Origin of the sequence: Chitinophaga sp. GbtcB8 (genome assembly GCF_019091455.1) — a bacterium.
Classification (GTDB): Bacteria; Bacteroidota; Bacteroidia; order Chitinophagales; family Chitinophagaceae; genus Chitinophaga.
Map to the genome: position 1 here is coordinate 1 of NZ_JAGXJN010000062.1, position 23,708 is coordinate 23,708.

Sequence of the window (23,708 nt, forward strand, 5' to 3'; positions counted from 1 at the left end):
GAACTAGCGACCCCTTGCACCCAATGCAAGTGCACTACCGGGCTGCGCTACGTCCCGAACCGGTGTGCCAGTAATTTACTGACGGGGATGCAAAAGTAAACAATTATTTTATTTTTCAAATTTTCCGAACAAAAAATTTGCAGTAATAATATTTAACTCATTAAAAATTATAGCATTTATCTGAGTGACCACCCCTTTAATATCAGCCCCTTTCCTCCAATATACTTACCTTCCCAAGGCGCCGGCGCTGGCCCCGTTCCTCCATCAAACGATCCCCCAACCACAGTTTAAAAAAAGGCTTGGCTCCCTTCCAATCTGGAAACCTGCAACAATTGAAGTGCCTGTTGCCTTTCAGGAGTGAACAGGCAGGTATCTCGCCTTAAATGCTTTTGAAGACATTAACAAAAACCCGGTCATTCATTGTAAGGATTGCCCTTTTCCTCCGACTAAATAGGAACAATACAACAAGGCACACGCTCCGGAGCCGTGTTCCTTATAGATCAAACTAAAATTATTAAACATCATGAATAACACTTTCGCCATAGCCACTAAAAACTACAAGCAGCTGGCGCCTTTATTTTTACGATTGGTAATAGGATTCGGATTTATGGTCCATGGCTGGGCAAAATTGAGCAGGGGGCCGGCGGGCTTTGAAAAATTGTTAGCCCAGCTAAATATCCCTTTTCCCCATATCATGGCCTGGGTTTCTACCCTGGTAGAGCTGGTAGGAGGTTTGGCTATTTTTCTGGGGGCTTTTACCAGTATAACGGCAGTACCGCTTATTTTCACAATGCTCGTTGCTATGTTCACCATTCACATCCACTACGGCTTTAGTGCTATTAAAACAATAGGCTTAACACCACAAGGGCCTTTGTTTGGCCCTCCTGGTTATGAAATAAACCTGCTGTACATAGCAGGCCTCATTTCCCTGGTTATTACCGGTCCGGGCGTTTTATCTGTTGATGCGTGGCTGGTGAAAAGGAGAAAATAACACTGTAAACCCAGCACTTATCACCGGAAGAAGGTGTGCATTCCGCGCACTGTGGCGAAGCTGGTCATTACGTATATACGTTACCGGTACACCTGGCATTACCCTGCACGGATAAAAAGTTACATATAGCATTAGATGGGGTTAACATCGCGGATACCGCAAGCGTATCCATTACCAGTAAGTGTACCGTGAAGAAGGTAATTGTGCATAGACCGGGCTAAGAATGTAAAATCATAAGTGAAAAATTTCAAACCGGCGAAGGAGGTTCATAGAGGCCATTTAAAAGACTTTATGAACGAGATAAATGTAAAAGGGTTAAATGCCGTACCTCTCCACCGCATTTAACCCCTTTGCATCTAATAGCTAATAGCTAAAACCCTACATCCTCTCAAACTCCGCTATCTCATCCAAAAACGCCCTCGCTTTAATCACCCCGTTCCATTCCCAGCCGCTAAACAAGTGTTTGAACCACTTTTTATGCATGTTCTTATAATCAATATTACGGTACAGCCATATACTTATCCCTACCAGTAAACCGGTAATACTAATAATTACCAGCCAGCCAATAACGCCGGTAGAAGCCAGCATGGCAGGGGAGTAAAAAAAGGTGCCGTAAAAAGGTGTTTGCAGGAACAGGATGCGTACTGCCTTTATGCTGGAAGCCTGCAGCGAAGCTAATTTTTTCTGCGCGCCTATTACGGTATCGCTGTTATCCACCTGTTGTATCAGCACTATATGGTAAATGTAAATAATGATGGCAAATACATTAAACAGTATAATAGCGCCGCCGGACAGTGCAAAAAATATTCCCTGGTAAGTGAAAGCATGTGATACAAAAAAGCTGAGGATCGAGATCCAGATAATGCCCAGCCCTATCATCAGCAGGTTGTAGGCCCTCAGCGGCCGTAATGCGGAGCTGGCTTTTTGTTTTTGCAGCTCCTGCATAATGTGCAGGTTCAGTGAAAGCGATTTTTCCAGCTTTTGATCATAAGCCTGCCATAAATTTTTCAGTTCCATATCATCCATAACCATCAGTTGTTTGTGTTAGCAAATTTTTGTTTCAGTTTTTCCTTTACCCGGCCAATCCTGGTAGCCACATTGGTAGTGGTGAGCCCCAGTATGTCCGCTATTTCCTTATGGCTTTTTTCTTCCAGGTAAAGGATCATTAAGGCCCGGTCCAGCTCATGCAGCGTATTAATATATTGCCTTAATAATCGTATCTGCTGCTCTGTACCATCGGGCTCTTTATCCGGTACCAGCTGCAAAAGATCGGGGGTAAGCGGCTGTGCACGGGCATGCCGCTGCCCCTTCCGGTAAAAGGAGATGGCCACGTTCAGCGCTATTTTATACATCCAGGTAGAGAGCTTGTACTGCTCATCATACCGCTGAAAGGAACGCCATAGCTGGTAAATAATTTCCTGGCAAAGGTCTTTACGGTCCTCATCATTGCTGCAATACAAATGCGCCACTTTGTAAATAAGGCCTTTGTTTTCCGTAATGATGCGTAAAAAACCGTCAGCTGTTTGTTGCGGAACCATTAGTTTAAGTTACAGGTTTTCAATCCATTGTTTTATAGCCATCAGGCTTTTACAGGTAGCAACAGTGTACCATACTGTAATGTTCAGCAGCAGCCTTGCAGCAGCTGGTAGTTGTTTCTGTGTTTCCATTCGTTTTCTTTATTATTCGCAGCAAGGCTCCAAAAATCACAGTTCCGGCAAAATATTTTTACTTTTAGCAGGAACCATAAAAGTAAACAGCTATGGCGTTTAATGAAATAATGGCCAACAGGGTGCGGGAGATCATTGCAGCCTCCACCAATAAAGTAGCGGAAAAAAAGATGTTCGGCGGACTTTGTTTTATGGTAGATGATAAGATCTGTGTGGGCGTGCGCAAAGATACCATACTGGTGCGCCTGGATCCTGCCGTTTTTGAGCAGGCGCTGGAACAGGAAGGCTGCCGGCCAATGGTGCATGGGGAAAAAGTAATGAAAGGGTATGTGTTTGTGGATGAAAGCGTGCTGCACACTAAAAAGCAGCTGTTGCACTGGGTGAACCTGGCGCTGGATTTTAACCGTTTTGCCAAACAGGCTAAGAAAAAGTAAAGGCTACCCGCCCGGCTTTTTGCCTCACAGATAACCTTTCTTTTTTGGGGGTATGAATGTTTTTTATGGCAGATTATTGAAAATTAAGATGCAGCTCTCCTTTATTGTCAAACACACTATGCACTTTCCGCGTTGCTTTCAGATCCTCCAGGAAGTTTTGTATAGGCCGCTGCCGGTTCACAATAACAGAATAATGCACGTTCAGCAGTTTAGGATCATCAATATGAATACGGATATTATACATTCTTTCCAGCGCCTTGCAAATGTCGTGCAGCGGGGTGGCTACATAGATCTGTAATCCGTTCAGCCAGGCCAGCACAATATTCTCCTCAAAAGGTGTTACGGATACCTGCCCGCTCTGTTTGTTAATAGTGGCAGCCAGACCGGGTTTCAGCTGGGTCGTTTCCCCTTTTACATTTACCATTACCTCCCCGCGTACCAGTGATACCCGTATATGCTGGTCATAAGTGTTTACATTAAAAGCAGTACCCAATACAATAATATCCGCCTGCCCGGAGTGGATGGTAAATACGCGGTTGGCATTGCCCTGCGCTTCAAAATAGGCTTCTCCCTCCACGTATACTTCGCGTTTGTCCGGTCCAAAAACAGAGGGGAACCGCAGGCTGCTGCCAGCGTTTAGCCGTACCAGGGAGCCGTCTGTTAAAGCTGTGCTATAGGTATAGCCGCGGGGTATGGTCAGGGTGTTCCATTCCGCCTGTCCGCTGTTTTGTTTGGCGGTGAGGGTAAGCCGCGTACTGTCTGCCGTAAAAATGGCATCATGGGTACTGGCAGTGCCCTGCTGCACAATGGGCAGGGTATGGCCATCATAGGTCTGCAGGGTGATCACTTCAGCCTCCGCCAGCGCAGACCGCTGCAGCTGCCGCTGAAAAACAGCAAGGCCTATGCTGAATAATGCCAGGCATGCAACGGTAATGGCACGGTTGGTAGGCGGGTGCTTACGCAGCAGCCGTATAGGCTGGTTAAATGCCCTGAACAATAAACGGACATAATGATCCTCATGAAAGATGCTCATGTTTAAATCAGGTTGAATGAACGATTCCCGGTTTTCAAAGGAATGGATAATGCAGAAAGTACAGAGCCGCCTTTAATGGTATAGAGGGGGATTACACTTTACGGATACAATACGGGTATTAATACGATAATGTACTATTCATATGGAAAGCCGGGCTATTTTTTATGCCCACTTAGAAATACCCCTTGTAAACCTTAACCAGGATTACTACCCGCTGTGGTAAACTTTAAACCGGATTAGGCAGCCGGCTTGTAAACCTATTCCAGGATAACTTATCATTCACCCAATTTTAACCCATATATAATCCATCTCTTATAAGGGGTAGCTTATAGATAGCTTAGATATGGGTTATATATGGCTTATATATGGGTTATCCCTTTTCTGCACCAAATGTCTTGCCACTATCTTTACTATAAACTATAGATAAGCCCTTAATTCTGACGCTGGTTTACAAGCTAACAAACCCGATATTTTTTATAACTTACCGCCCTTCAATTAAAAGCAGTGAATGTGAGCTCACCAGCCGGCAATCGTTATTTATTAGCCATTTTATTCCTATTAGTAATAAACGGCAGCTATGCCCAAACAAAAGACCCAATAGCCTATGTGGATCCCTTTATTGGTACCGCCAAAAGCAGCGTGCTTACCAGATGGGGGAGCGAGGGGGGCACCTATCCCGGCGCCGTAGCACCCTGGGGTAATATGCAGCTAACGCCGGAAACCCGTATTAGCGGGGCAAGAGGATACGATTACAGTGATACTTCCATTTATTACTTCAGCTGCCTGCGCCACCACAGCGGGTTTCCCGGTGGCTCCGCAGGCCAGTTATTCATAATGCCGGTGAATAGCCAGGATACCTTTCAGCTGGGTACCTATCACCGCCGCTTTTCACATGCGGGGGAAAAGGCATCGCCGGGGTATTACCGGGTGCTGTTCCCCGATAATAATACCCTGGTAGAGGCCACGGCTACCACCCGCACAGGTTTGTTCCGTTTTACATTTGCGCCGGGCGTAATACCGCAGCTGTTCATTGGCGATGGCCGGCATTTTAATACCGTCACCCGTTTTGATCTGGCCTATACCCATAAAAAGGCCGTGGAAGGTGGTAGCCTGTTTACGTTTGCAGCGGCAGCAGGCGGGCCAACTACGTTAATACTAAAGCTAAGCACCTCTACCGTAGGGCAGGAGAGTGCCGCCCGTAATATTGCCGTGGAGCTGGATAGCGCCTTTGACCGCATCCACGCGCGTACCCGTGCCGCCTGGGCCAAATCCCTGTCAGTAGTGGAGGTAAAGGACAATGATGAAGCGCATAAAACCGTTTTTTACACAGCCTTATACCATGCCCTGTTAATGCCCTGGATCATTTCCGATACAGATGGCGGCTACCGGGGCGCTGATGGAAATATTTACCCGGTAAGCGGGGCCGCACAATACGGTGGGTTTTCCCCCTGGGATACCTTCCGCTCATTGCATCCCCTGTTATGCCTTTTGTTCCCATCTGTACAAAAGGATATGGTATTATCCATGCTGGATGTATACCAGCAAACTGGTCACCTGCCGGTGGAGTCTATGACAGGCAACCATGCAGTACCCATTATTACAGATACCTATCTGAAAGGCATACCGGGCATTGACAGCAAGCTGGCTTACAGCGCCCTGCAAAAAAGCCATGCAGATACGCCTTTCCTGCAACCCGACCTGGCAGTATACCAGCAGCAGGGCTACATTCCCTATACCTGGCCGGAATCCGTGACCCGCACCGTGGAATATGCCTATGACGACTGGGCGCTGGCGCAGTTTGCAGAAAAGGTGATGCACCGTAGCTGGGATGCCGCCACCTACCTGCAAAGAAGTTATGCCTACCGTAATCTTTTTCATGCCGGGGAAATGTTTATGCTGCCGCGTGACGGGGATGATTATAAGCTGCAGCCCGGCACTACCGGGTATAAGGAAGGGGATGCATGGATCTACTCTTATTTTGTGCCGCAGCACCCGCAGGACTTAATAAACCTGATGGGCGGCCGGCAGCTGTTCACCCGGCGGCTGGATGATGCGCTTACCAACGGGCAGATCATTTTTGATAATGAAACTGTATTCCATGTGCCCTGGCTGTTCAATGAGGCCGGTGCAGCGCCGTCCACGCAAAAATGGATCCACGATATTTTATACCACCGTTTTACAGCCACCCCTGGCGGGCTGCCGGGCAATGATGATCTGGGCAGCACCTCCAGCTGGTATGTGTTCAGCGCCTTAGGCATTTACCCAACCTGCCCGGGCAAGCCGGAGTACAGCATAGGCACACCCTTGTTCCAATCCGTAAAGCTGCACCTGGAAAATGGTAAAACGTTTACCATTAAACGCAGTACTGCGCCGGGCGCTTACATCCGTTCTGTAAGCCTGAATAAACAGCCGTATGGCCACATCCATCTTCCGCATGCACAGGTTATAGCAGGCGGGGAAATGGTGTTTAATGCAGCAGCTTCGCCGGTGAAGCAATGGCCTTTACAGGATAGCTTAACTGCTGAGCAGCCGGATCTGCAGCTGAAGGAATACCACCTGTCTGCCAATAAGGTAATACCGCATGAACTTTTTTACCTGCATTTTACCCTGGACAATAACGGCAGTTCAGGCACCAAACAGGTGCAGGTGCTGGTGAACGGGCAGGCATATGCGTATAAGAATTGTTTGGTGAATAAAGGCGCCAGCGTAACAGACAGTATACCGCTGCGTTTATACAAAACCGGTATGGCCAGTATAACCATAAAAGGTTTGCCCGCACAGGCAGTAACAGTTATAAAGCCACAAACGCCTTACCCGTCCTTGCCGGAGGTACAACAGCTGGCTATACAAGCCCTGGTGCAGAAAGGCGATACGCAGCGCCTTACTTTTACTGTGCAGAATATTGGCGGAGAGGCCCGAACTTTTCAGCTGCCCATCCGCCTGCAGGATAGTGTGATCAATACCCTGAAGCTTACCCTGCAACCGGGCCAGCAAAAAAACATCACGCAGCAGTTTATAACAAGGCAGGCCGGCTGGCAGCAGCTGCAGGTAGGGGATGTTAAAGAAAAGTTCAGGGTATATACCACACCGCTGGAAACCCTGCTGCTGGATCTGCAGTTCCAAAGAACAGACAGCCTGGTTACAGACCGTTCCGGGTTTAATAACCATGGGCATATTATTTCCACGCAAGCCGCCACAGACACTGCCGGGCTTTTATTGAGCAAACAATGTTATGTAGAAGTGCCCAATGCGCGCAGCCTGGATGTAATGGGTAATACCATTACCATGATGGCCTGGGTATATCCTGTAAAACCAGGGAACAATGGGCTTACAGATGTTTTCACAAAAGGAGATGCCCATGTGTTGCAGATAGCCAATAATAAAAACCTTACCTTTTTTGCCGGCGGCTGGGGCCGGGGTGATGTGAGCGCGCCTTTGCCGGAGAACTGGTTCGGGAGCTGGCACCATATAGCAGGGGTATGCGACGGTACCAGCTTACGCATTTACATAGATGGCACATTAAAAGCCACTACCCGGCTGGATGGCCCTGTGAGCCTGTCCATCACCAACAAATGGACGCTGGGCCGTAATGAAGAATTTCCCAACGCCCGCATTTTTAACGGGTATATGGATCATGTAAAAGTATTTGCCGCAGCGCTTACCACACCGGAAATTATCAAGGTAATGGAAGCGGCGCCTCAGCTTAGGGGTATGCGGTAAAATAGCCTAATTTTACATGCCTTAATAAATACCATGCATATGTCAACTGTAGCCGTACGTCCTATACAACCGGAAGATAATTTAAAGCTGGCCACCATTGTACGCAATGCGCTGGCAGAACATAAGCTCAATAAGCCAGGTACGGTGTTTACGGACCCTACTACGGATAACCTGTATAAGCTCTTTGATATTCCGCGTGCAGCCTATAACGTTGCCCTGCTGGATGGGGAAATAGTAGGCGGTGCAGGCATACACCCGCTGGATGGGGGCGGGCCGCAGGTGTGCGAGCTGCAGAAAATGTACCTGGCGCCGGCCGCACGCGGCAAAGGCATTGCCCGTAACCTGATTGAGCAATGCCTGGAGTTTGCCCGCAACAACGGTTATACACATTGTTACCTGGAAACCATGCCGGAGCTGGCGCAGGCCCGCCGCCTGTATGAGCACTTTGGTTTTTATTACCTGGATGGCCCTATGGGCAATACCGGCCATTATGCCTGCGATAACTGGATGTTAAAGGAGCTTTGACGTACATAATACCAGCCCAATACCAAACAAAGTATAATAGCGCTTAAATGCGGGTATATCCTGGCCGTTTCATAGCCCGGGTGGGAGGTTACTACCCAAAGGTCCACGGAAGGGATAATGGCGCCTATAAGCAGCATTAAACCCAATGCGCGGTACTCCTTTATAAGCAGCAGCACAATAAACATCGATCCCGAAACCAGATCACGCCCGCCTTTAATGTAATGGAAGGAAAAGTCGCCGTTGGTTTGGGTGTTAATGCCAAAGGCTGTTTCTGCCACCTGCGGTATGGCAAAAAAACGGAGGCCGATAAAAACAAGCGTCGCACCGCTTAGAAAGGTAAGCCACCACATGGTAGCACTGGTAATTTTTTTCATAGTACTTGTGTTTTTGATCACAGGTACAAAGTTCTATTCCGGCCTTCCCAATTCCGTTCACCTGGGTTAATAAATCAGGATTGTGCCAGCCGTTTGCGGATGCGGCTGAGCGAAGGTGGTTTTACGCCTACATAAGAAGAAATATAATACTGCGGTATGCGCTGCTGAATATCGGGGTACAGCTGTAAGAACTGCCGGTAGCGCACTTCCGGCGGCTCGCTGTACAGGGAGGCCAGCTGTTTTTTTGCGCGTACAAAAATGCTTTCCACTATCAGCCGCCCGAAGCGGTCGCCGGCCGGCACTTGTTTATAAAAGGTTTGCAGATCGTCAAAAGAGATCACCAGCAGGGAAGTATCTTCCAGCACCTGTATGCTTTCATCGGAAACAGATTGATCCAAAAAGCTGGCATAGTTGCAAATAAATTCACCTTCTTTTCCAAATTCATACGTAAGCTCCTGACCGTCTTTGTTCAGGAAATATCTCACTAATCCCTGCTGAATAAAACCTACCTGTTTGCAGGTATAACCTTCCTGTACAAAGTACTGGCCTTTGCTAAGCTGTTTTATTTTGAACAGCTGGCGGATGAGCGCTGCATCCGCTTCTGTGAGCGGAATAAAATGCCGGATAGTATTCAGAAGTGCTTCCATAATGCATCCTAAAATACAGGTAATAAATAATCCGGGCAAATCCGTCAGACTAAAAAGAATGTAAAATCATAAATATAAAATTTCAAATGTAAAAGTGGAATGCGGCGAAGGCTGGCCAGGACCTTATCCGCTGCATTCTACTTTTACATTTAGGATTTAAAATTTTACATTTTACATTCTCTTTAGCCTGCAACCTTCCTGATAAACAGTAATTTTCATAATAAATAAACTTTCACTTTAAGATAACTTTAACGGTTTGTCCTGTTAAACCTCAGCGCCCTGCAATGATCTAAATCACTGAAGCGTTTAAAGAAAAGAAGAACATTCTGATAAACCGCTTCATTAAATCCTTTTACAATGAAACAGAGATCATATATACTGGGAGTGCTGCTGTTACTGGCAGCTACATTAACAGCAGGAGGCGCCTATGCACAGCGTGGGCATGTGCGTGTAGGCGTAGGAGCGCATTTTTATGGTGGTGGTGGCCGCGTGGCATTTGGCGGCGGGAGATATTACGCGCCGCATTATTACAGGCCGGTACGGGTATACCATCCCTACGTGGGTGCTTATTATCCATACTACCGTTATCCGGTAGGTTTTAGATTAGGCATATTGCCTTATGGGTTTATGACCTTTGGAACGCTCTGGGGGCCTTACTTTTACTTTGATGGAACTTTTTACCGGCATCCTGATAACAACGATACGCAGTATGAAGTAGCAGAGCCGCCCGTTGGCGCAGATGTACCCTCATTACCTGCTGGCGCTAAACAGGTAACAATTGACGGGAATACTTATTACGAATATAATGGTACTATTTACCAGGAAGTGATCAAACATAACGAGCGCCGTTACGCAATAGTAGGTAAGAACGGGCAGCTGAATATGGGTGGTGATGATAGTGATAATAATAGTAATGATGTACGCTCACAGCTTCCGGAAGGCAGCCATAAGGTAGAGATAAACGGCCAGCAGTTATACGTTTCACCGGATGGAATGTATTACCAGCAAGTACAGCTGGATAATAATATGACAGGGTATAAAGTAGTCGGGAAACAAACAGCAGATTAACGTATAGGCGTTACTGCAGCTGGAAAGCACTTTCTCATTATGAGGGAGTGCTTTTCGTTTTTTACAGGAAAATTTTTCAAAAAACTTATCCACTTTATGCTCACAATTGCGTTGTAGCATTTGTGCTGTCTTTCAATGCATACAAGTGGGATATACGAAAACTGTCCCCCAGGAATGGGGGACAGGGTTAGATAACTATCCTATGAAAACTTGCTTTCGCAAGCTAATCCTGTTAGTTTTGAGTTATAGAGAGTATGTTTAAATATTATTGATATGCCAGCTTTTGCCGGCATTACATTCGCATAGTACACCAGGGGCTAGCCGGTGGTATTTTTATACTGCATTAATACTACGCTACTTAGCTTTTTTTGGTCGTGTACAAAAATGCAAAAGAGTGGCCAACCATTTTAATGATTTTTAGCGTGTAGCCGAAAAATGAGTGCATACTCCCAATATTGGGAACTAGTACCCAAATTGGTGTAAAGCCGTTCTGTAAGCGTATAGTGGCGCCCGTTATTTGTGAACACGATTGGGTAATCAAGGGTATACAATACACCTCAAAAATTTGTAATCCATTGAATAACAAAAACTTAAAGCTATATTGGCGCTCTTTATCCCGTGCCTGTTAGTAAACTATGGTGATAACAAAATCGAATTGCCAACACAAAATGAAAATGTTGCCCGTGTAGTCAGTTAGCTTTTTAGGCTGCCTGGAATCTTACCAATGCTAACTGCTTCAAACATATTGTCTGATGACTGATAGTTCCCGTAAAATACTGCTTGTGGACGGGAGCCATATATTCATTAAGCAAGTCAGTCAATTGCTGATCCCGCATTACGAGATAATCACCGCGTTATCATCCGAAGAGGGGTTAGGCAGCGCATTGGAACAATTACCCGATTTGATCATTTGTGGCATGGAGCTGCGGGATGGCAGCGGTCACCACTTTTTAATGGCCCTGCGGGATGATCCCCGGCTGGCCCATTTGCCGTTCATACTGGTCAGCAGTAAGGATACCAAAGAGGATATGCGTATGGCTATGAACCTGGGGGCAGATGATTACCTGGTACAGCCGTTTAAACGGCAGGACCTGCTCTCCAGCATCCGCTCCCGTATTTCCCGCTTCTCTATTTTTAATAACATGCGCCGGGCCGTTGAAACCAACCCAGAAACCCCCATGGCCATTCCCCTGGTTCCGGCCGATGTGCAGGATAAGCTCAGTAAAACAGAAGCCAGGGTTATACGCCTCATAGCAGAAGGCAAAAACACCAAGGAAATAGCCCAGGACCTGTATGTAAGCGTAAAAACCGTTGAAAACCACAAGTATAACATTGCCCAGAAGCTGGGGCTTACCGGCCGCAACTCCCTCACAGAATACGTTATCAAGAATATTATACAGCCCTATAAAAGCTCCTGATCCAACTCATTGATCTGCCAACACTTTGGATCTCTATCCACAACAGGTGTTAATAACTTACCACATTAACGACAAATAATATTATTTTATTTAATAAATATTCATAATTTTATATATTATAATACGAATAATTAATATTTGGTCTGAGACAAACAGGGGGTGCTTTTAATGACTACAAAGTGTTACGGCAATTGTTGTGAAGCGCAGCAGTTGCTTTGTCGTAAACGCTTGTTATGCTGTAATTTATGAGTGCGAAACACTATAGAACCTTATGCTGCACATTCGCTGCCTTTGTACTGGCAGCCAGCCAGTTATTGGCTGCTGATAACCCCGTTAAACTTCACAAAAAAGGAAAGCGGATCCAGACCATTAGTACCGGTAACCCGATAGACGCCAACGAAAACGGGGGATATGGAGGGATGGACATATTATTATCTGAAGGCCCGGCCACAGAAGATATCTCTGTAACCTTTACAGTATCCGGTACCGCCACTGCCAATACAGACTATTATACCAGCATATGGACCGGCACCACCACCATGTTTGCCGGGGAAGATTATATACACCTGCCTTTAGAAGCTATTAACGACGATCTGATAGAAGGGGATGAGAACGTAGTGGTAACCATTACCAGCGCCACCGGTTTAAGCAGCGCCACGGCCTATGCCCTGGACCCGCATATTACCGAAACCCTGCAGATCATTGATAACGATAACGTTATTACCGCCTATCCCACCACAGGGCAGGCCGGGGAGCCATCCGCACCCATTACCGCCAAATTTGCCCTGCCCGGATCATTACTGGCGCCGGAGGATATTACTATTAATTATTATGTAGATGGCGGTACGGCCACCAATGGGGTGGACTACCAAACACCTCCCGGGCAGATCATTTTGCCGGCAGGATCCAACTATGTAGTACTTACCATACCGGTAATAGATGATAAGACCATTGAAGGGAACGAAACCGTGAAGATCACCATGTCCAGCGTCACCGCGGCCAGCTTTAACATGCAGCTGTCATCCAGCCGTTCCGTAAGCTCCTCCATCCTGGATGATGACTCCGAACTAAGCATTGGCATTGTAGGCACCATTAACGGTAAGGAAAAGCCCACCACATCGGGCGCCTTTACCATTAGCCTGCCGCCGGGTGTAAAAGCAGGTGAAATTGTTACGGTGGTATACTCCATTGGAGGTACCGCCACTGCTGGCAGCGACTATAAGACCCTTACAGGTAAAGCATTCATATCCGCCGGTAAAAGCAGCATCCTGGTGCCCATCACCATGTATGACGACCAGGTGATAGAAGGCCAGGAAGATATTGTGATCACCGTATTAAGCGGCAGCTCCAACAACCTGGCTACCTATGCCATCAGCACTACCGATAATACCACTACCGTTAATATAGAGGATGATGATAATGTGCCGGCCAACTGCCAGATCAACGCCATTACAGTGGCCGACGGCAGTGAATCCAGCGGCGACGGCAGCTTTAAGCTGGCCCTGCCCGGCACCTATACCTTTAAGCAGGATATGGCCGTAACCTACCAGGTAAGCGGTACTGCTATCCCGGGAATGGATTATACCACCTTATCCGGCACCGCCACCCTGGTAGCTGGCCAGAACAGTGTGCTGATACCCGTACCGGTATTAAATGATGCCCTGATAGAAGGGGATGAATCCGTGATCCTTAAACCCCAGCCGGTAACCAGCGGCGGCATTAACTTTGCCGGCGGCGATACCTGCGTGGTAATGATCCTGGATGATGACGACGATAACCTGAAAGTTTCAGTAAGCGCATATGATCCAAGCGCCACTGAGCCTACTGATACCGCGGCCTTCCGCCTGAGCCTGCCTAATGGCAATGCCGCATCCGTACCCGTAACAGTTACTTACCAGGTAGGCGGCACCGCAGCTAATGGTACTGACTATATCAGCCTTACCGGCACCGCAACCATTGAGGCCGATAGCACCGGCGCTTTTATACCCCTGGAGGTATTGGACGATAACCTGATAGAAGGAGACGAAACAGTAACCATTAAATTACTGACCGTTACCTCTACCTTACCGTTCACTATAGACCATACTAAAGATTCAGCTGCCATCACCATAGACGATGATGATGTGGCCAATATGGATATTATTGCCGGTACCAGTGTAAAAACAGGTGCAGAGCCAGCCACCAATGGCCAGTTCACGGTAAGCATTGCCTCCGGTAAAATTACCAGTGTACCCATTACCGTTACTTATACTACCGCCGGTACCGCTACCAGTGGTACAGATTATACCGCCTTATCAGGTACCGTAACCATTGCCGCCAATAGCAACAGCACCACGGTTGATATGCCTGTGAAAGACGATAACCTGATAGAAGGGGGTGAAACCGTGATCATGAACCTTACAGGCGCCACTGCCGGCTTGCCCTTTGTAATAGGCGCCCACAGCAAAGACACTGTGATCATTGATGATGACGATGATGTGAACATGGGGATCATAATTGAAGCCAGCATACCTGATGCTGAAGAACCGGCTACCAATGGAGAGTTCACCGTTAAGCTGGCCTCCGGCAAAATACCGCTGGTACCCATTACCGTTACCTACACAGTTAGCGGCACCGCCATTAGCGGAACGGACTTTACAGCGCTTACCGGAACAATAACCATCCCGGCCAACAGCACCAGCATTACCTTCCCGGTAAAAGTGCTGAATGATACAATTGCGGAAACAACCGAATCGGTGATCGTTACGCTCAATACCATTACATCTGCCATGCCTTTTGTAAAAGGCGCAGCAGATAAAGATACCGTAACCATTTATGATGATGATACCGAACAGGTGATCATCAGCGCCAGCGACCCGGATGCCGCTGAACCGTCAGACGGCGGCCAGTTCACCATCCGTATAGCTTCCGGCAAACCGGTAACAGCCGATGTGGTGCTGGACCTTACTATTACCGGTACAGCTACCGGTGGTACGGATTATGCCGGCATACCGCTTACCATAACCATCCCTAACGGCAGCAGCAACATAACCATACCGGTAACGGTGATTGATGATAACCGTGTAGAAGGCAAGGAAACCGTGATTGTAACGCTCACCAAGCTCACCTCAGCCGCGAAGTACGACATAGGTAAGCTGAAGACTGATACGGTAACCATTACCGACGAGGATGCCGCTAACCTGGCTATAGAAATGGTAGCCACCAAGGCAGATGCAGCGGAACCGGGCGATGGACCTGCTGATAAGGGTGAATTTACCGTGCGCCTGGCCTCTGGTAAGCTGGCTGATAAGCCTATTACCGTACAGTATGAAGTAAAAGGCAGCGCGCAGAACGCCATTGATTATGATTCCATACCCGCCCAGGTAGTGATACCTGCCGGCAGTAACGGAGTTAAGATCCCTATTACTGTAATTGACGATACCAAGCCCGAAGGTGTGGAAGCCATCACGCTTATTATTAATAAAATTACCGCTTACCTGGCCTTTACCGGGTTAAACAGCTCTGGCACCGTGCAGATAGCCGATAATGATACGGTAACAACCGCCGCCTGGATGAGTACCGATGTAGCCGGCCAGGTAAGCTCCGGCAACTCTATCCGCTACACCATTCACATTAGTAACGGTAGCGATACCAACCAGGTGAATGTGATCATTAAAGACATGGTGCCTGCCTACACGGTATTCGTATCAGCAGAAGATGGTATTAAACCGGATGCCAGCGGCCTGTTAACATGGACCATCCCGGTAATTGCCCCTGGTATAACTATTACCCGTGAGCTGCTGGTAAGAGTGGCGGACGACCTGACCGGCGCAGACAGCATCGTGAATACAGCCACCATTGACCTGAGCGACGGTGTGGGCGACCAGCCCGTGCACCCGGCAGACCCGCTGAATCCCAACTTCCCGAACCTGAACTCCGGGCCTAATGATCCGGCAACAGTGGTGTATGTGAATAAATCCGGCGGTTTCAATACCTGGAAAACCGTGAAGAACGATGATAATACGTCCGTAGCCAAACCAGGTCAGGAGCTGTTGTACAGGATCTACATCCGCAATACAGGCGGGGTGCAGTTAGCCAATGTAACAATTGTAGATACCATCCCGGCACATACCAAATATGTAAGCAATGCCACAGGCGGCGTGTATAATGCAGCCTCCAATACCATCAGCTGGACGCGCGCTACCATAGGCGTAAAAGTAAAAGACTCTGTGAGCTTCCTGGTAAAAACAGATGATGACCTTACCGGCGTAGCGCAGATAGAAAATATAGCAACAGTAGGCACTGCTGATACCGTGCGCCGTACAGGCATCTGTGATCCGTTTACAGACGCCAGCTGCCCCGGCACACCTTCACCAGCTATTATACTGGTGGAAAACAAACCGGTGAACCTGGACCTGGTATTCCCGAACGTATTCACACCTAACGGCGACGGCCTGAACGAATATTTTAAAATAGCCGGCCTGGAAAGTTATACTGCACCGGAGTTATACGTGTATAACCGCTGGGGTGGACAGGTATATGCTTCCCAGGACTATCATAACGACTGGGATGGCAACGGAGGAAAGCTGAATGAAGGAACTTATTACTATGTGCTGAAGGTAAAAACATCATCTGACGAAGAGAAACTTTATAAGGGATGGGTGCAAATACTGAAATAATGAAGCAGGCTGCCGTGCCAAAAAGAGCTGTTATGCGTAAGCTGTATGCATGTATGGTATTGCTGTTGCTGGCTTACACCGGTAACGCGCAGCAGAACCTGCAGTTTAGCCAGTACATTTTTAATGAGCTGAGTGTGAACCCTGCTGTTGCAGGTAATAAGGAAGACTGGTACCTGAATGCCACTTACCGGCAGCAGTGGGCCGGCTTTCCCGGCGCACCCCGTACGGGCGGCGTATCTGTTGACGGCCTGGTGCGTGGCGATGATAATGACCGTCGTGTAGGCATTGGCGTGCAAATGCTGATGGATAATTTAGGGCCGCAGCATGCCTACTCCGTGTACGGCTCTTACGCCTACCGCATACCTATGGATGAGGAGAACCTGAGCCGCCTGTGTTTAGGCCTGGGTATTGGTGTTACACAATATGGTATTGATGGCAGCACCTTCATGTATACAGATGCCAATGACCCGGTAATTCCCGTAGCGCCCGCAGCTTCCATAGCGCCGGATGCCCGCTTTGGCATCTATTATTACAGCCCGCAGTTCTATTTCGGGTTATCTGTAATGGACCTCTTATCTACCTACACCAATACCAGCTATTCCTGGAAAGGGTATAAGTTTGAGACCATCCGCAAAACACAGCACATTTACCTTACCGGCGGTACCCTGATACCTTTTTCAGATAACTTTCAATTAAAGCCTTCCCTGATGGTGAAAACCGACATGAAAGGGCCCCTCAGCATTGACTTTAATTCTTTTTTACTGATAGGGGAGGGCGCTAAATTATGGGTAGGCGGTTCTTACCGTACCACTAGCAACGTAAGTATTATGGGCGTGTTTAACGCGCCGCGTTTCCGCCTGGGGTATTCGTATGATATGAATATGAGTAAGCTTACCGGTACAGGCCCATCGCATGAAATATCTATCGGCATCCTGTTCCCATCCGGTAGGAATGATGATGCGGATCCGCGGTATTTCTAACTTATTTCTTTTCGTATTTCCAGTTACGGTTTTTTCCTTCCGCCAGCCATTCAATGGCAGTAGCTATGCGTTTCTCACGCGTGGTTTCTGTTTTAGCTTCTGTGATCCATTCCACGTAATCTTTCTGATTGGTGTAACTGAAGTCTGCAAAAGTTGCAGCCGCCTTTTTATTCTTTGCCAGCGCTTTTTGAAAGTAGTCCGGTATTTCCAGCTCCTTTTTATCTTTTTTAACAGCAGGTTTTGCGCGTGCTTTAATGCCCTGCTCATTCAGCTCTGCAGCTTCTTTAATATAGGCTATTAATATTTTATCAGCTGGCAGGTCTTTTACACTGGTAAGCTGTCCAAACTGTCCCATGCCTGAGTCCTCTTCCTTTTGCAATATCTTATGCGGATCGTTTAACAGGCTGGCGCCCCAAAGCATAAAAGAGCAATGCTGTTTGAAGGCCGACATAGCGCAGAGTATGCCCTGGTGCTCAAAAAAAGGCCGGCCCCACTTGATGTTCTCTGTAGCGGAAGGGCAGGCCTTGTGTACCAATGCCCGTAAGTGTTGCAGGATGGGCTGTGCAAAGGGGGCCGCTTTTGCAATGTAGGCATCCACCCGGGGATCTGTGTGTTGCATGCTATAAATTTAAAACTTCCCGTCTTATTAACATCTGATTAGGGCCGTGTTTCTTTGGGAGTAGTTAGATTTATATAAATCTTTAGCACACACTCAAAATTTTTATAGTCAGATGTTTCACTTGTATTGGAAAAGTAATAACCGCTCATTCCTGGGCGGTTTTTTTGTGGACATTCTCCACACTATCCGAATAAATAGTTGCTAAAATTGTCAACTATACAATTTATCACACAAACGTGATATGTAATAGTTAGGGGCCTTTATATATTTTCGTTGCCATATAAATATCGTAAAATACAATTTTACATACACGGACTTTATCACCATACCCCTGTACCCTGAATTAACCGGATAGCCTTACACCTCTGAAAAACAACGGAACACTGAATGTTTTATATACAACAGTGAACAATGAAAATGCACGAATGGAACCCCCATGCGAAGGACCATCTTTTTTTATCTCCACAAAAAGTGCTTATATTTAATTGAAGCCAGGAATCTAAATCGTACCAAAAAAGATCTAAATCGTTTTTAAACCTAAGTCAATTCGTACTAGAGCTATCTAAATCAGCACAACCATATGAACAAAGCCCTCATGATTGCAGGCCTGCTATTGGCATGCCTGAACAGCTATGCCCAACACGTAGTAAAAGGAAAAGTAAGCGATAATACCGGCGCCCCCATACCCGGTGTAAGCGTATTTGAAAAAGGCAGCAGCCGCGGTGCCACTACCGACGCTGCAGGCACTTTTCAGCTGGAAGCTGGTAATGCCAACGCTGTAATTGTTTTCCGTGTGCTGGGTTATGCTACGCAGGAAGTATCCCTGAATGGGAAAAACACGCTCAATGTATCACTGGTAAGCGAAAGCACCGCTATACAGGGCGTGGAGGTAGTGGGCAGCCGCAACCTGAACCGCTCTGTAACCCAAACACCGGTGCCCATTGACATTATTCCGGTTGCAAAGATCACCAACTCAGTAGGGCAGCTGGATCTGAACCAGCTGATGCAATTTGTAGCGCCCTCTTTTAACTCTAACCGGCAAACAGGCTCCGACGGTGCAGATCATATAGACCCCGCCACCCTGCGCGGTTTGGGGCCAGATCAAACACTGGTGCTTATTAATGGCAAACGCCGCCACCAGTCATCACTGGTGAACCTGTACGGCACCCGTGGCCGTGGTAATACCGGTACAGACCTGAACACCATACCTGCCGCAGCTATTGAGCGTATTGAAATACTGCGCGATGGCGCTGCTGCGCAATACGGCTCCGATGCTATTGCCGGCGTAATTAACATAGTGCTGAAATCCAGTACAGATGGGCTTACCACCAACATTAACGGGGGCATAACCTCCAAAGGCGATGGGGAGAATGTAGGCCTGAATGCCAATTACGGTTTTAAAATAGGCGAGGGCGGTTTTATAAATGTAACAACAGATTATTTATACCGTGGCCGCACCAACCGGGCAGAGGATCCTGCCAAGGTAGGGGAAGATAATGTGCCGCGGCGCTTTTATGGCGATGCTCAGATGGAGAACTATGCTGCCATGTACAATGCACGCATCCCTATTGCAGAAAAAGCGGAGATCTATTCTTTTGGCGGTTATAACCAGCGTCACGGTAACGCCTATGCGTTTACACGTTATGCCGGCGACGACCGTAACATACCCTCCATTTACCCGAATGGTTTTGACCCGCAGATCATTTCTGATATTGGCGACCGTTCTATATCCGTAGGCGTACGCGGGGTAATGAAAGGCTGGAACGTGGATTTTAATAATACCTACGGCATTAACCGTTTTCATTATTATGTGGATCATACGCTGAATGCTTCTTTACTGGAACAATCGCCCACCCGCTTTGATGCCGGCGGCTTTCAGCTGAGCCAGAATACCGCAGGGCTGCACTTTACCCGCTTTTTTGAAAATGTATTGCCCAAGGGTACCAACATTGCCTTTGGTACAGAGTTCCGCACAGAGAACTACCGCATTTTTGCAGGGGAGGAAGGTTCCTGGAAAGCATATGGCGCATACGACCTGGTGCCCAATGATAACGGCGGCATAGATACCGTGTACAAAGCTGCCGGCTCACAGGGCTTCCCGGGTTTTCAGCCCGCCAATGTGGTGGATGAATCCCGTACTAACCTGGGCGTGTATGCAGATGGGGAGTTTAATTTCTCTTCTAACTTCATGATAGGCGCTGCAGGCCGTTATGAGCGGTATAACGATTTTGGCAGCACCTTGAACGGTAAGTTGTCTATGCGGTATGAGATCTCACCTGCGCTGGCTTTCCGTGGTTCTGTAAGCACCGGTTTCCGCGCGCCTTCCCTGGCACAGATCTATTTTAATACTACCTATACCAACGTGGTAAGGGGAGAGGCCATTGAAAACCTATTGACCCGTAACCAGAGCAATATAACCCGCGTGCTGGGCGTAGAGCCCCTGAAACAGGAAAAGGCCGTGAACGCCAGCTTAGGCCTTACTTCCAGGCCCGCGCCGGGTTTAAGCATTACGGTAGATGGTTATTATGTGAAAATAAAAGACCGCATTGTGCTTACCGGTGATTTTACAGCGGAGAATGCGCCGGAAATAGCCGCAGACCTGGACCAGCTGAACGTAAGCGTGGTGAAGTTCTTTACCAATGCGCTGGACACCAAAACCCTGGGCCTGGATGCCATTGTAACCTGGAACAAACGTTTCAGCGGCGGGCATGATTTTACAGCTACACTGGCCGCTAACTTCAACGACCTGGAAACGGGTGATATTAAAACCTCTGCCAAGCTGGCCAGCCGTAAAGATATTTACTTCAGTGACCGGGAGCGCTCTTTCCTGGTAGCCTCTGCACCACCCAGCAAAATTAATCTTACGCTGGATTACCGTTACGGTAAGTTCAATACCAACCTGCGTTTTGTACGTTTTGACCGCATCCGCCTGCAGAACTATGATCTTGTGTACGACATATATGACGCACGCATAGTAACCGACCTTTCTGTGGGTTACCAGATCATTCCGGCCATTACCTGGGTGGTTGGCGGCAGCAACCTGTTTAACGTATATCCCACCAAACACAATGCAAATCTTACTGATTCCGGTGGCATCTACGAGCCGCTGCAGATGGGCTTTAACGGCACTTATTTCTTTAGCCGGCTCGCTTTCAGATTTTAGATTTATGATTTACGATTTTAGATTTGGGGTAGTCGCCATAAATCTAAAATCGTAAATTACTCCATGTCTTCACTCAAAAAAGTTATTCTCCCCATACACCTTTGGGCTATTGCTGTGGGGTTGGTTATTTCAGGCGAGTATTTTGGCTGGAACTATGGCTGGGGTGTAGCCGGTACCGTAGGTTTTTTAATAGCTACGTTCATCATCACTATCCTGTACCTCACTTTTATTTTCAGCTTTACAGAACTAACTACCTCCATTCCGCATGCAGGCGGGCCGTTTGCTTACTCGCACCGCGCCTTTGGCCCTATTGGCGGGCTCATAGCGGGTTATGCTACTGTAGTAGAGTTCCTGCTGGCCACCCCCGCCATTGCGTTTGCCCTTGGTAGTTATATCCATTTCCTGTACCCATCCCTACCGGTGTTGTGGACCGCCATTGCCTTTTATGTAGCGCTTACCGGTGTAAATATGCTGGGTATTAAGGAATCAGCGCTTTTTTCACTGGTTATTACACTGCTGGCAGTGCTGGAGCTGCTGATCTATATGGGTATTGTAGCCCCGGCATTTAAAGCATCCAATTTTTTACATGATGCTATGCCATTTGGTATAAAAGGCGTGTTTGCTGCGCTTCCTTTTGCCATTTGGTTATACGTGTGTATTGAAGGTATAGCCATGGTGGCCGAAGAGGTGAAAGATCCTGAAAAGAATATACCCAAAGGTTATATTTCCGGCATCTTAACACTGATGCTGCTGGCCATTGGCGTAATGGTGCTTACCGGCGGTATAACGGACTGGAAACGCCTTTCGGGCATCGATTATCCCTTGCCGGAAGCTATTGGCATTGTATTGGGAAAGCAGAATAATATTACCCGCATTTTTGCCGGCATTGGCCTGTTTGGCCTGCTGGCATCTTTTAACGGCATTATCATCAGTTACTCGCGGCAGCTGTTTGCACTCTCACGCAGCCGGTACTTACCGGAAGGTTTGTCCAAACTAAGCCGCAAACACCAAACCCCGGACCGGGCGCTTATTGCAGGCGGTTTACTGGGTATTGTTGCCCTGTGTTTGGGCAGAACAGATCAGCTGGTGTTATTGTCTGTACTGGGCGCTATTGTAATGTATATCCTGAGCATGGTGGCATTATTCATATTGCGTAAAAAAGAGCCTGATCTGCCGCGGCCCTTTAAAGTACCGGGTTATCCCTGGGTGCCTTTAGTAGCATTGTTATTATCCATTCTATCGCTTGTGGCCATCATCTATTATAATGTTTGGTTAAGCCTGCTGTTCTTTGCCGGCATGGGGCTTACGCTGATCGTATTTCTGCTGGCCGGTAAGCACAAACAAACGCAGGAAGATATAACTTTATACCAGCTACCATCATAACATGGCTTACCACTGTACCATAGGAAATACCAGCTACTGCTTTGAGGACCTGAAAACCTTGCTGGCAAAAGCATCGCCCTACCGCTCCGGTGATGCGCTGGCCGGGCTGGCCGCCGGTAGTTACGAGGAAAGAGTGGCCGCTCAAATAACGCTGGCCGATGTGCCTTTGAAAACCTTTTTACAGGAAGCGCTGGTACCTTATGAAACAGATGAAATTACCCGGTTGATCATAGATACCCACAACCTGAATGCCTTTGCCCGCATTAGCCATATGACAGTAGGCGAGTGGCGCGACTGGCTGCTGGGCGATGAGGCAGATACCGCCACCCTGCAGCAATTAGCGCCGGGTATTACACCGGAAATGACGGCCGCCGTATCAAAGCTCATGCGCAACCAGGACCTGATCAGCGTAGCCCGTAAATGTGAAGTGGTTACAAAGTTCCGCAATACCATAGGTTTAAAAGGCCGCTTATCCACCCGCCTGCAACCCACTCATACTACCGATGATCCTAAAGGCATTGCCGCCAGTATTGTAGATGGATTACTGTATGGCAGCGGCGGTGCGGTGATTGGTATCAACCCTGCTACAGACAGCCCTTCCGCGGTAATTACCCTGCTGGAAATGCTGGACCGTTTGCGGCAGCAGTTTGAGATCCCCACCCAGTCATGCGTATTATGCCATGTTACTACCGCATTGGAAATTATGCCGCAGGCGCCGGTGGACCTGGTGTTTCAATCTATTGGCGGTACGGAAAGAACGAACAGCAGTTTTGGTGTGAACATAACATTACTGAAAGAAGCGCATGAAGCCGCATTATCATTACAACGCGGTACCATCGGCAACAACGTAATGTAATTTGAAACAGGCCAGGGCAGCGCTTTATCAGCTAACGCACATGAAGGGCTGGATCAGCAAACCTGTGAAGCCAGGGCCTATGCAGTGGCCCGGCATTTTGATCCGCTGCTGGTCAATACCGAGGTAGGGTTTATTGGCCCGGAGTATTTGTTTGATGGTAAACAGAGCATAC

At 47.8% G+C, this 23,708-nt stretch carries 16 protein-coding genes and 1 pseudogene; 11 read left to right on the forward strand and 6 right to left on the reverse strand.

Features of this window, described 5'->3' with window-relative positions:
• The first annotated feature begins 523 nt into the window (after nucleotides 1-523).
• On the forward strand, nucleotides 524-991 hold the full coding sequence (locus KVT36_RS30400) for a DoxX family protein (protein WP_217607190.1): 468 nt from the start codon (nucleotides 524-526) through the stop codon (nucleotides 989-991).
• A gap of 378 nt (nucleotides 992-1,369) precedes the next feature.
• Here the strand turns inward: KVT36_RS30400 and KVT36_RS30405 are convergent, their stop codons facing one another.
• A complete protein-coding gene (locus tag KVT36_RS30405) occupies nucleotides 1,370-2,017 on the reverse strand; it encodes a hypothetical protein (protein WP_217607191.1) in 648 nt (215 codons plus the stop codon).
• 5 nt (nucleotides 2,018-2,022) lie between these two features.
• Complete coding sequence (locus KVT36_RS30410; protein ID WP_217607192.1) at nucleotides 2,023-2,529, reverse strand: RNA polymerase sigma factor; 507 nt, start codon at nucleotides 2,527-2,529, stop codon at nucleotides 2,023-2,025.
• A gap of 221 nt (nucleotides 2,530-2,750) precedes the next feature.
• On the opposite strand from KVT36_RS30410, the gene KVT36_RS30415 reads away from it, so the two are divergent.
• Nucleotides 2,751-3,092 (forward strand): TfoX/Sxy family protein, encoded by a 342-nt coding sequence (locus KVT36_RS30415; protein ID WP_217607193.1) that lies wholly within the window; start codon nucleotides 2,751-2,753, stop codon nucleotides 3,090-3,092.
• Nucleotides 3,093-3,165: 73 nt separating this feature from the next.
• Here KVT36_RS30415 and KVT36_RS30420 read toward each other — a convergent pair whose 3' ends face one another.
• Complete coding sequence (locus tag KVT36_RS30420; RefSeq protein WP_217607194.1) at nucleotides 3,166-4,125, reverse strand: FecR family protein; 960 nt, start codon at nucleotides 4,123-4,125, stop codon at nucleotides 3,166-3,168.
• A gap of 510 nt (nucleotides 4,126-4,635) precedes the next feature.
• Here KVT36_RS30420 and KVT36_RS33315 point away from each other — a divergent pair.
• The gene (locus tag KVT36_RS33315; protein ID WP_217607195.1) at nucleotides 4,636-7,845 is read left to right on the forward strand and encodes a GH92 family glycosyl hydrolase; all 3,210 of its coding nucleotides are present in this window, start codon (nucleotides 4,636-4,638) and stop codon (nucleotides 7,843-7,845) included.
• A 39-nt stretch (nucleotides 7,846-7,884) separates the two neighbouring features.
• Nucleotides 7,885-8,370 carry a GNAT family N-acetyltransferase gene (locus KVT36_RS30430; protein WP_217607196.1) on the forward strand — a complete coding sequence of 162 codons (486 nt, stop codon included), beginning with the start codon at nucleotides 7,885-7,887 and terminating at the stop codon, nucleotides 8,368-8,370.
• On the opposite strand, the gene KVT36_RS30435 is transcribed toward KVT36_RS30430, so the two are convergent.
• Together KVT36_RS30435 and KVT36_RS30440 are read right to left on the reverse strand one after the other, a co-directional pair.
• Nucleotides 8,334-8,744 carry a DUF4267 domain-containing protein gene (locus tag KVT36_RS30435; RefSeq protein WP_217607197.1) on the reverse strand — a complete coding sequence of 137 codons (411 nt, stop codon included), beginning with the start codon at nucleotides 8,742-8,744 and terminating at the stop codon, nucleotides 8,334-8,336. The genes KVT36_RS30430 and KVT36_RS30435 overlap by 37 nt on opposite strands.
• Before the next feature lie 74 nt (nucleotides 8,745-8,818).
• Entirely contained in the window at nucleotides 8,819-9,391 is a 573-nt protein-coding gene (locus KVT36_RS30440) for a Crp/Fnr family transcriptional regulator (protein WP_217607198.1), read from the reverse strand.
• Between the two features lie 357 nt (nucleotides 9,392-9,748).
• Here KVT36_RS30440 and KVT36_RS30445 point away from each other — a divergent pair, with 357 nt between their 5' ends.
• From KVT36_RS30445 to KVT36_RS30460, 4 genes are all read left to right on the forward strand, one after another.
• On the forward strand, nucleotides 9,749-10,459 hold the full coding sequence (locus tag KVT36_RS30445) for a DUF6515 family protein (RefSeq protein ID WP_217607199.1): 711 nt from the start codon (nucleotides 9,749-9,751) through the stop codon (nucleotides 10,457-10,459).
• A gap of 752 nt (nucleotides 10,460-11,211) precedes the next feature.
• Entirely contained in the window at nucleotides 11,212-11,877 is a 666-nt protein-coding gene (locus KVT36_RS30450) for a response regulator transcription factor (protein WP_217607200.1), read from the forward strand.
• 245 nt (nucleotides 11,878-12,122) lie between these two features.
• A complete protein-coding gene (locus tag KVT36_RS30455; RefSeq protein ID WP_217607201.1) occupies nucleotides 12,123-16,535 on the forward strand; it encodes a Calx-beta domain-containing protein in 4,413 nt (1,470 codons plus the stop codon).
• On the forward strand, nucleotides 16,535-17,515 hold the full coding sequence (locus tag KVT36_RS30460; RefSeq protein ID WP_217607202.1) for a type IX secretion system membrane protein PorP/SprF: 981 nt from the start codon (nucleotides 16,535-16,537) through the stop codon (nucleotides 17,513-17,515). The genes KVT36_RS30455 and KVT36_RS30460 overlap by 1 nt, the downstream gene beginning before the upstream one ends.
• Nucleotide 17,516: 1 nt before the next feature.
• Here the strand turns inward: KVT36_RS30460 and KVT36_RS30465 are convergent, their stop codons facing one another.
• Complete coding sequence (locus KVT36_RS30465; RefSeq protein ID WP_217607203.1) at nucleotides 17,517-18,134, reverse strand: YdeI family protein; 618 nt, start codon at nucleotides 18,132-18,134, stop codon at nucleotides 17,517-17,519.
• Nucleotides 18,135-18,714: 580 nt separating this feature from the next.
• On the opposite strand from KVT36_RS30465, the gene KVT36_RS30470 reads away from it, so the two are divergent.
• The 3 genes and pseudogenes from KVT36_RS30470 to eutB all read left to right on the forward strand — a co-directional run.
• Complete coding sequence (locus KVT36_RS30470; protein ID WP_217607204.1) at nucleotides 18,715-21,297, forward strand: TonB-dependent receptor; 2,583 nt, start codon at nucleotides 18,715-18,717, stop codon at nucleotides 21,295-21,297.
• Between the two features lie 63 nt (nucleotides 21,298-21,360).
• Nucleotides 21,361-22,680 carry an ethanolamine permease gene (eat, locus tag KVT36_RS30475; RefSeq protein WP_217607205.1) on the forward strand — a complete coding sequence of 440 codons (1,320 nt, stop codon included), beginning with the start codon at nucleotides 21,361-21,363 and terminating at the stop codon, nucleotides 22,678-22,680.
• A 1-nt stretch (nucleotide 22,681) separates the two neighbouring features.
• Nucleotides 22,682-23,708: pseudogene (gene eutB / locus KVT36_RS30480) on the forward strand (ethanolamine ammonia-lyase subunit EutB); the annotation flags it as partial.

Coding starts and splice junctions, on each gene's coding strand:
- KVT36_RS30400 (WP_217607190.1), top strand. CDS start 524: ATGAATAACACTTTCGCCATAGCCACTAAAAACTACAAGCAGCTGGCG.
- KVT36_RS30465 (WP_217607203.1), bottom strand. CDS start 18,134: ATGCAACACACAGATCCCCGGGTGGATGCCTACATTGCAAAAGCGGCC.
- KVT36_RS30460 (WP_217607202.1), top strand. CDS start 16,535: ATGAAGCAGGCTGCCGTGCCAAAAAGAGCTGTTATGCGTAAGCTGTAT.
- KVT36_RS30445 (WP_217607199.1), top strand. CDS start 9,749: ATGAAACAGAGATCATATATACTGGGAGTGCTGCTGTTACTGGCAGCT.
- KVT36_RS30470 (WP_217607204.1), top strand. CDS start 18,715: ATGAACAAAGCCCTCATGATTGCAGGCCTGCTATTGGCATGCCTGAAC.
- KVT36_RS30420 (WP_217607194.1), bottom strand. CDS start 4,125: ATGAGCATCTTTCATGAGGATCATTATGTCCGTTTATTGTTCAGGGCA.
- KVT36_RS30440 (WP_217607198.1), bottom strand. CDS start 9,391: ATGGAAGCACTTCTGAATACTATCCGGCATTTTATTCCGCTCACAGAA.
- KVT36_RS30450 (WP_217607200.1), top strand. CDS start 11,212: ATGACTGATAGTTCCCGTAAAATACTGCTTGTGGACGGGAGCCATATA.
- eat (WP_217607205.1), top strand. CDS start 21,361: ATGTCTTCACTCAAAAAAGTTATTCTCCCCATACACCTTTGGGCTATT.
- KVT36_RS30405 (WP_217607191.1), bottom strand. CDS start 2,017: ATGGATGATATGGAACTGAAAAATTTATGGCAGGCTTATGATCAAAAG.
- KVT36_RS30455 (WP_217607201.1), top strand. CDS start 12,123: ATGAGTGCGAAACACTATAGAACCTTATGCTGCACATTCGCTGCCTTT.
- KVT36_RS30410 (WP_217607192.1), bottom strand. CDS start 2,529: ATGGTTCCGCAACAAACAGCTGACGGTTTTTTACGCATCATTACGGAA.
- KVT36_RS30415 (WP_217607193.1), top strand. CDS start 2,751: ATGGCGTTTAATGAAATAATGGCCAACAGGGTGCGGGAGATCATTGCA.
- KVT36_RS30430 (WP_217607196.1), top strand. CDS start 7,885: ATGTCAACTGTAGCCGTACGTCCTATACAACCGGAAGATAATTTAAAG.
- KVT36_RS30435 (WP_217607197.1), bottom strand. CDS start 8,744: ATGAAAAAAATTACCAGTGCTACCATGTGGTGGCTTACCTTTCTAAGC.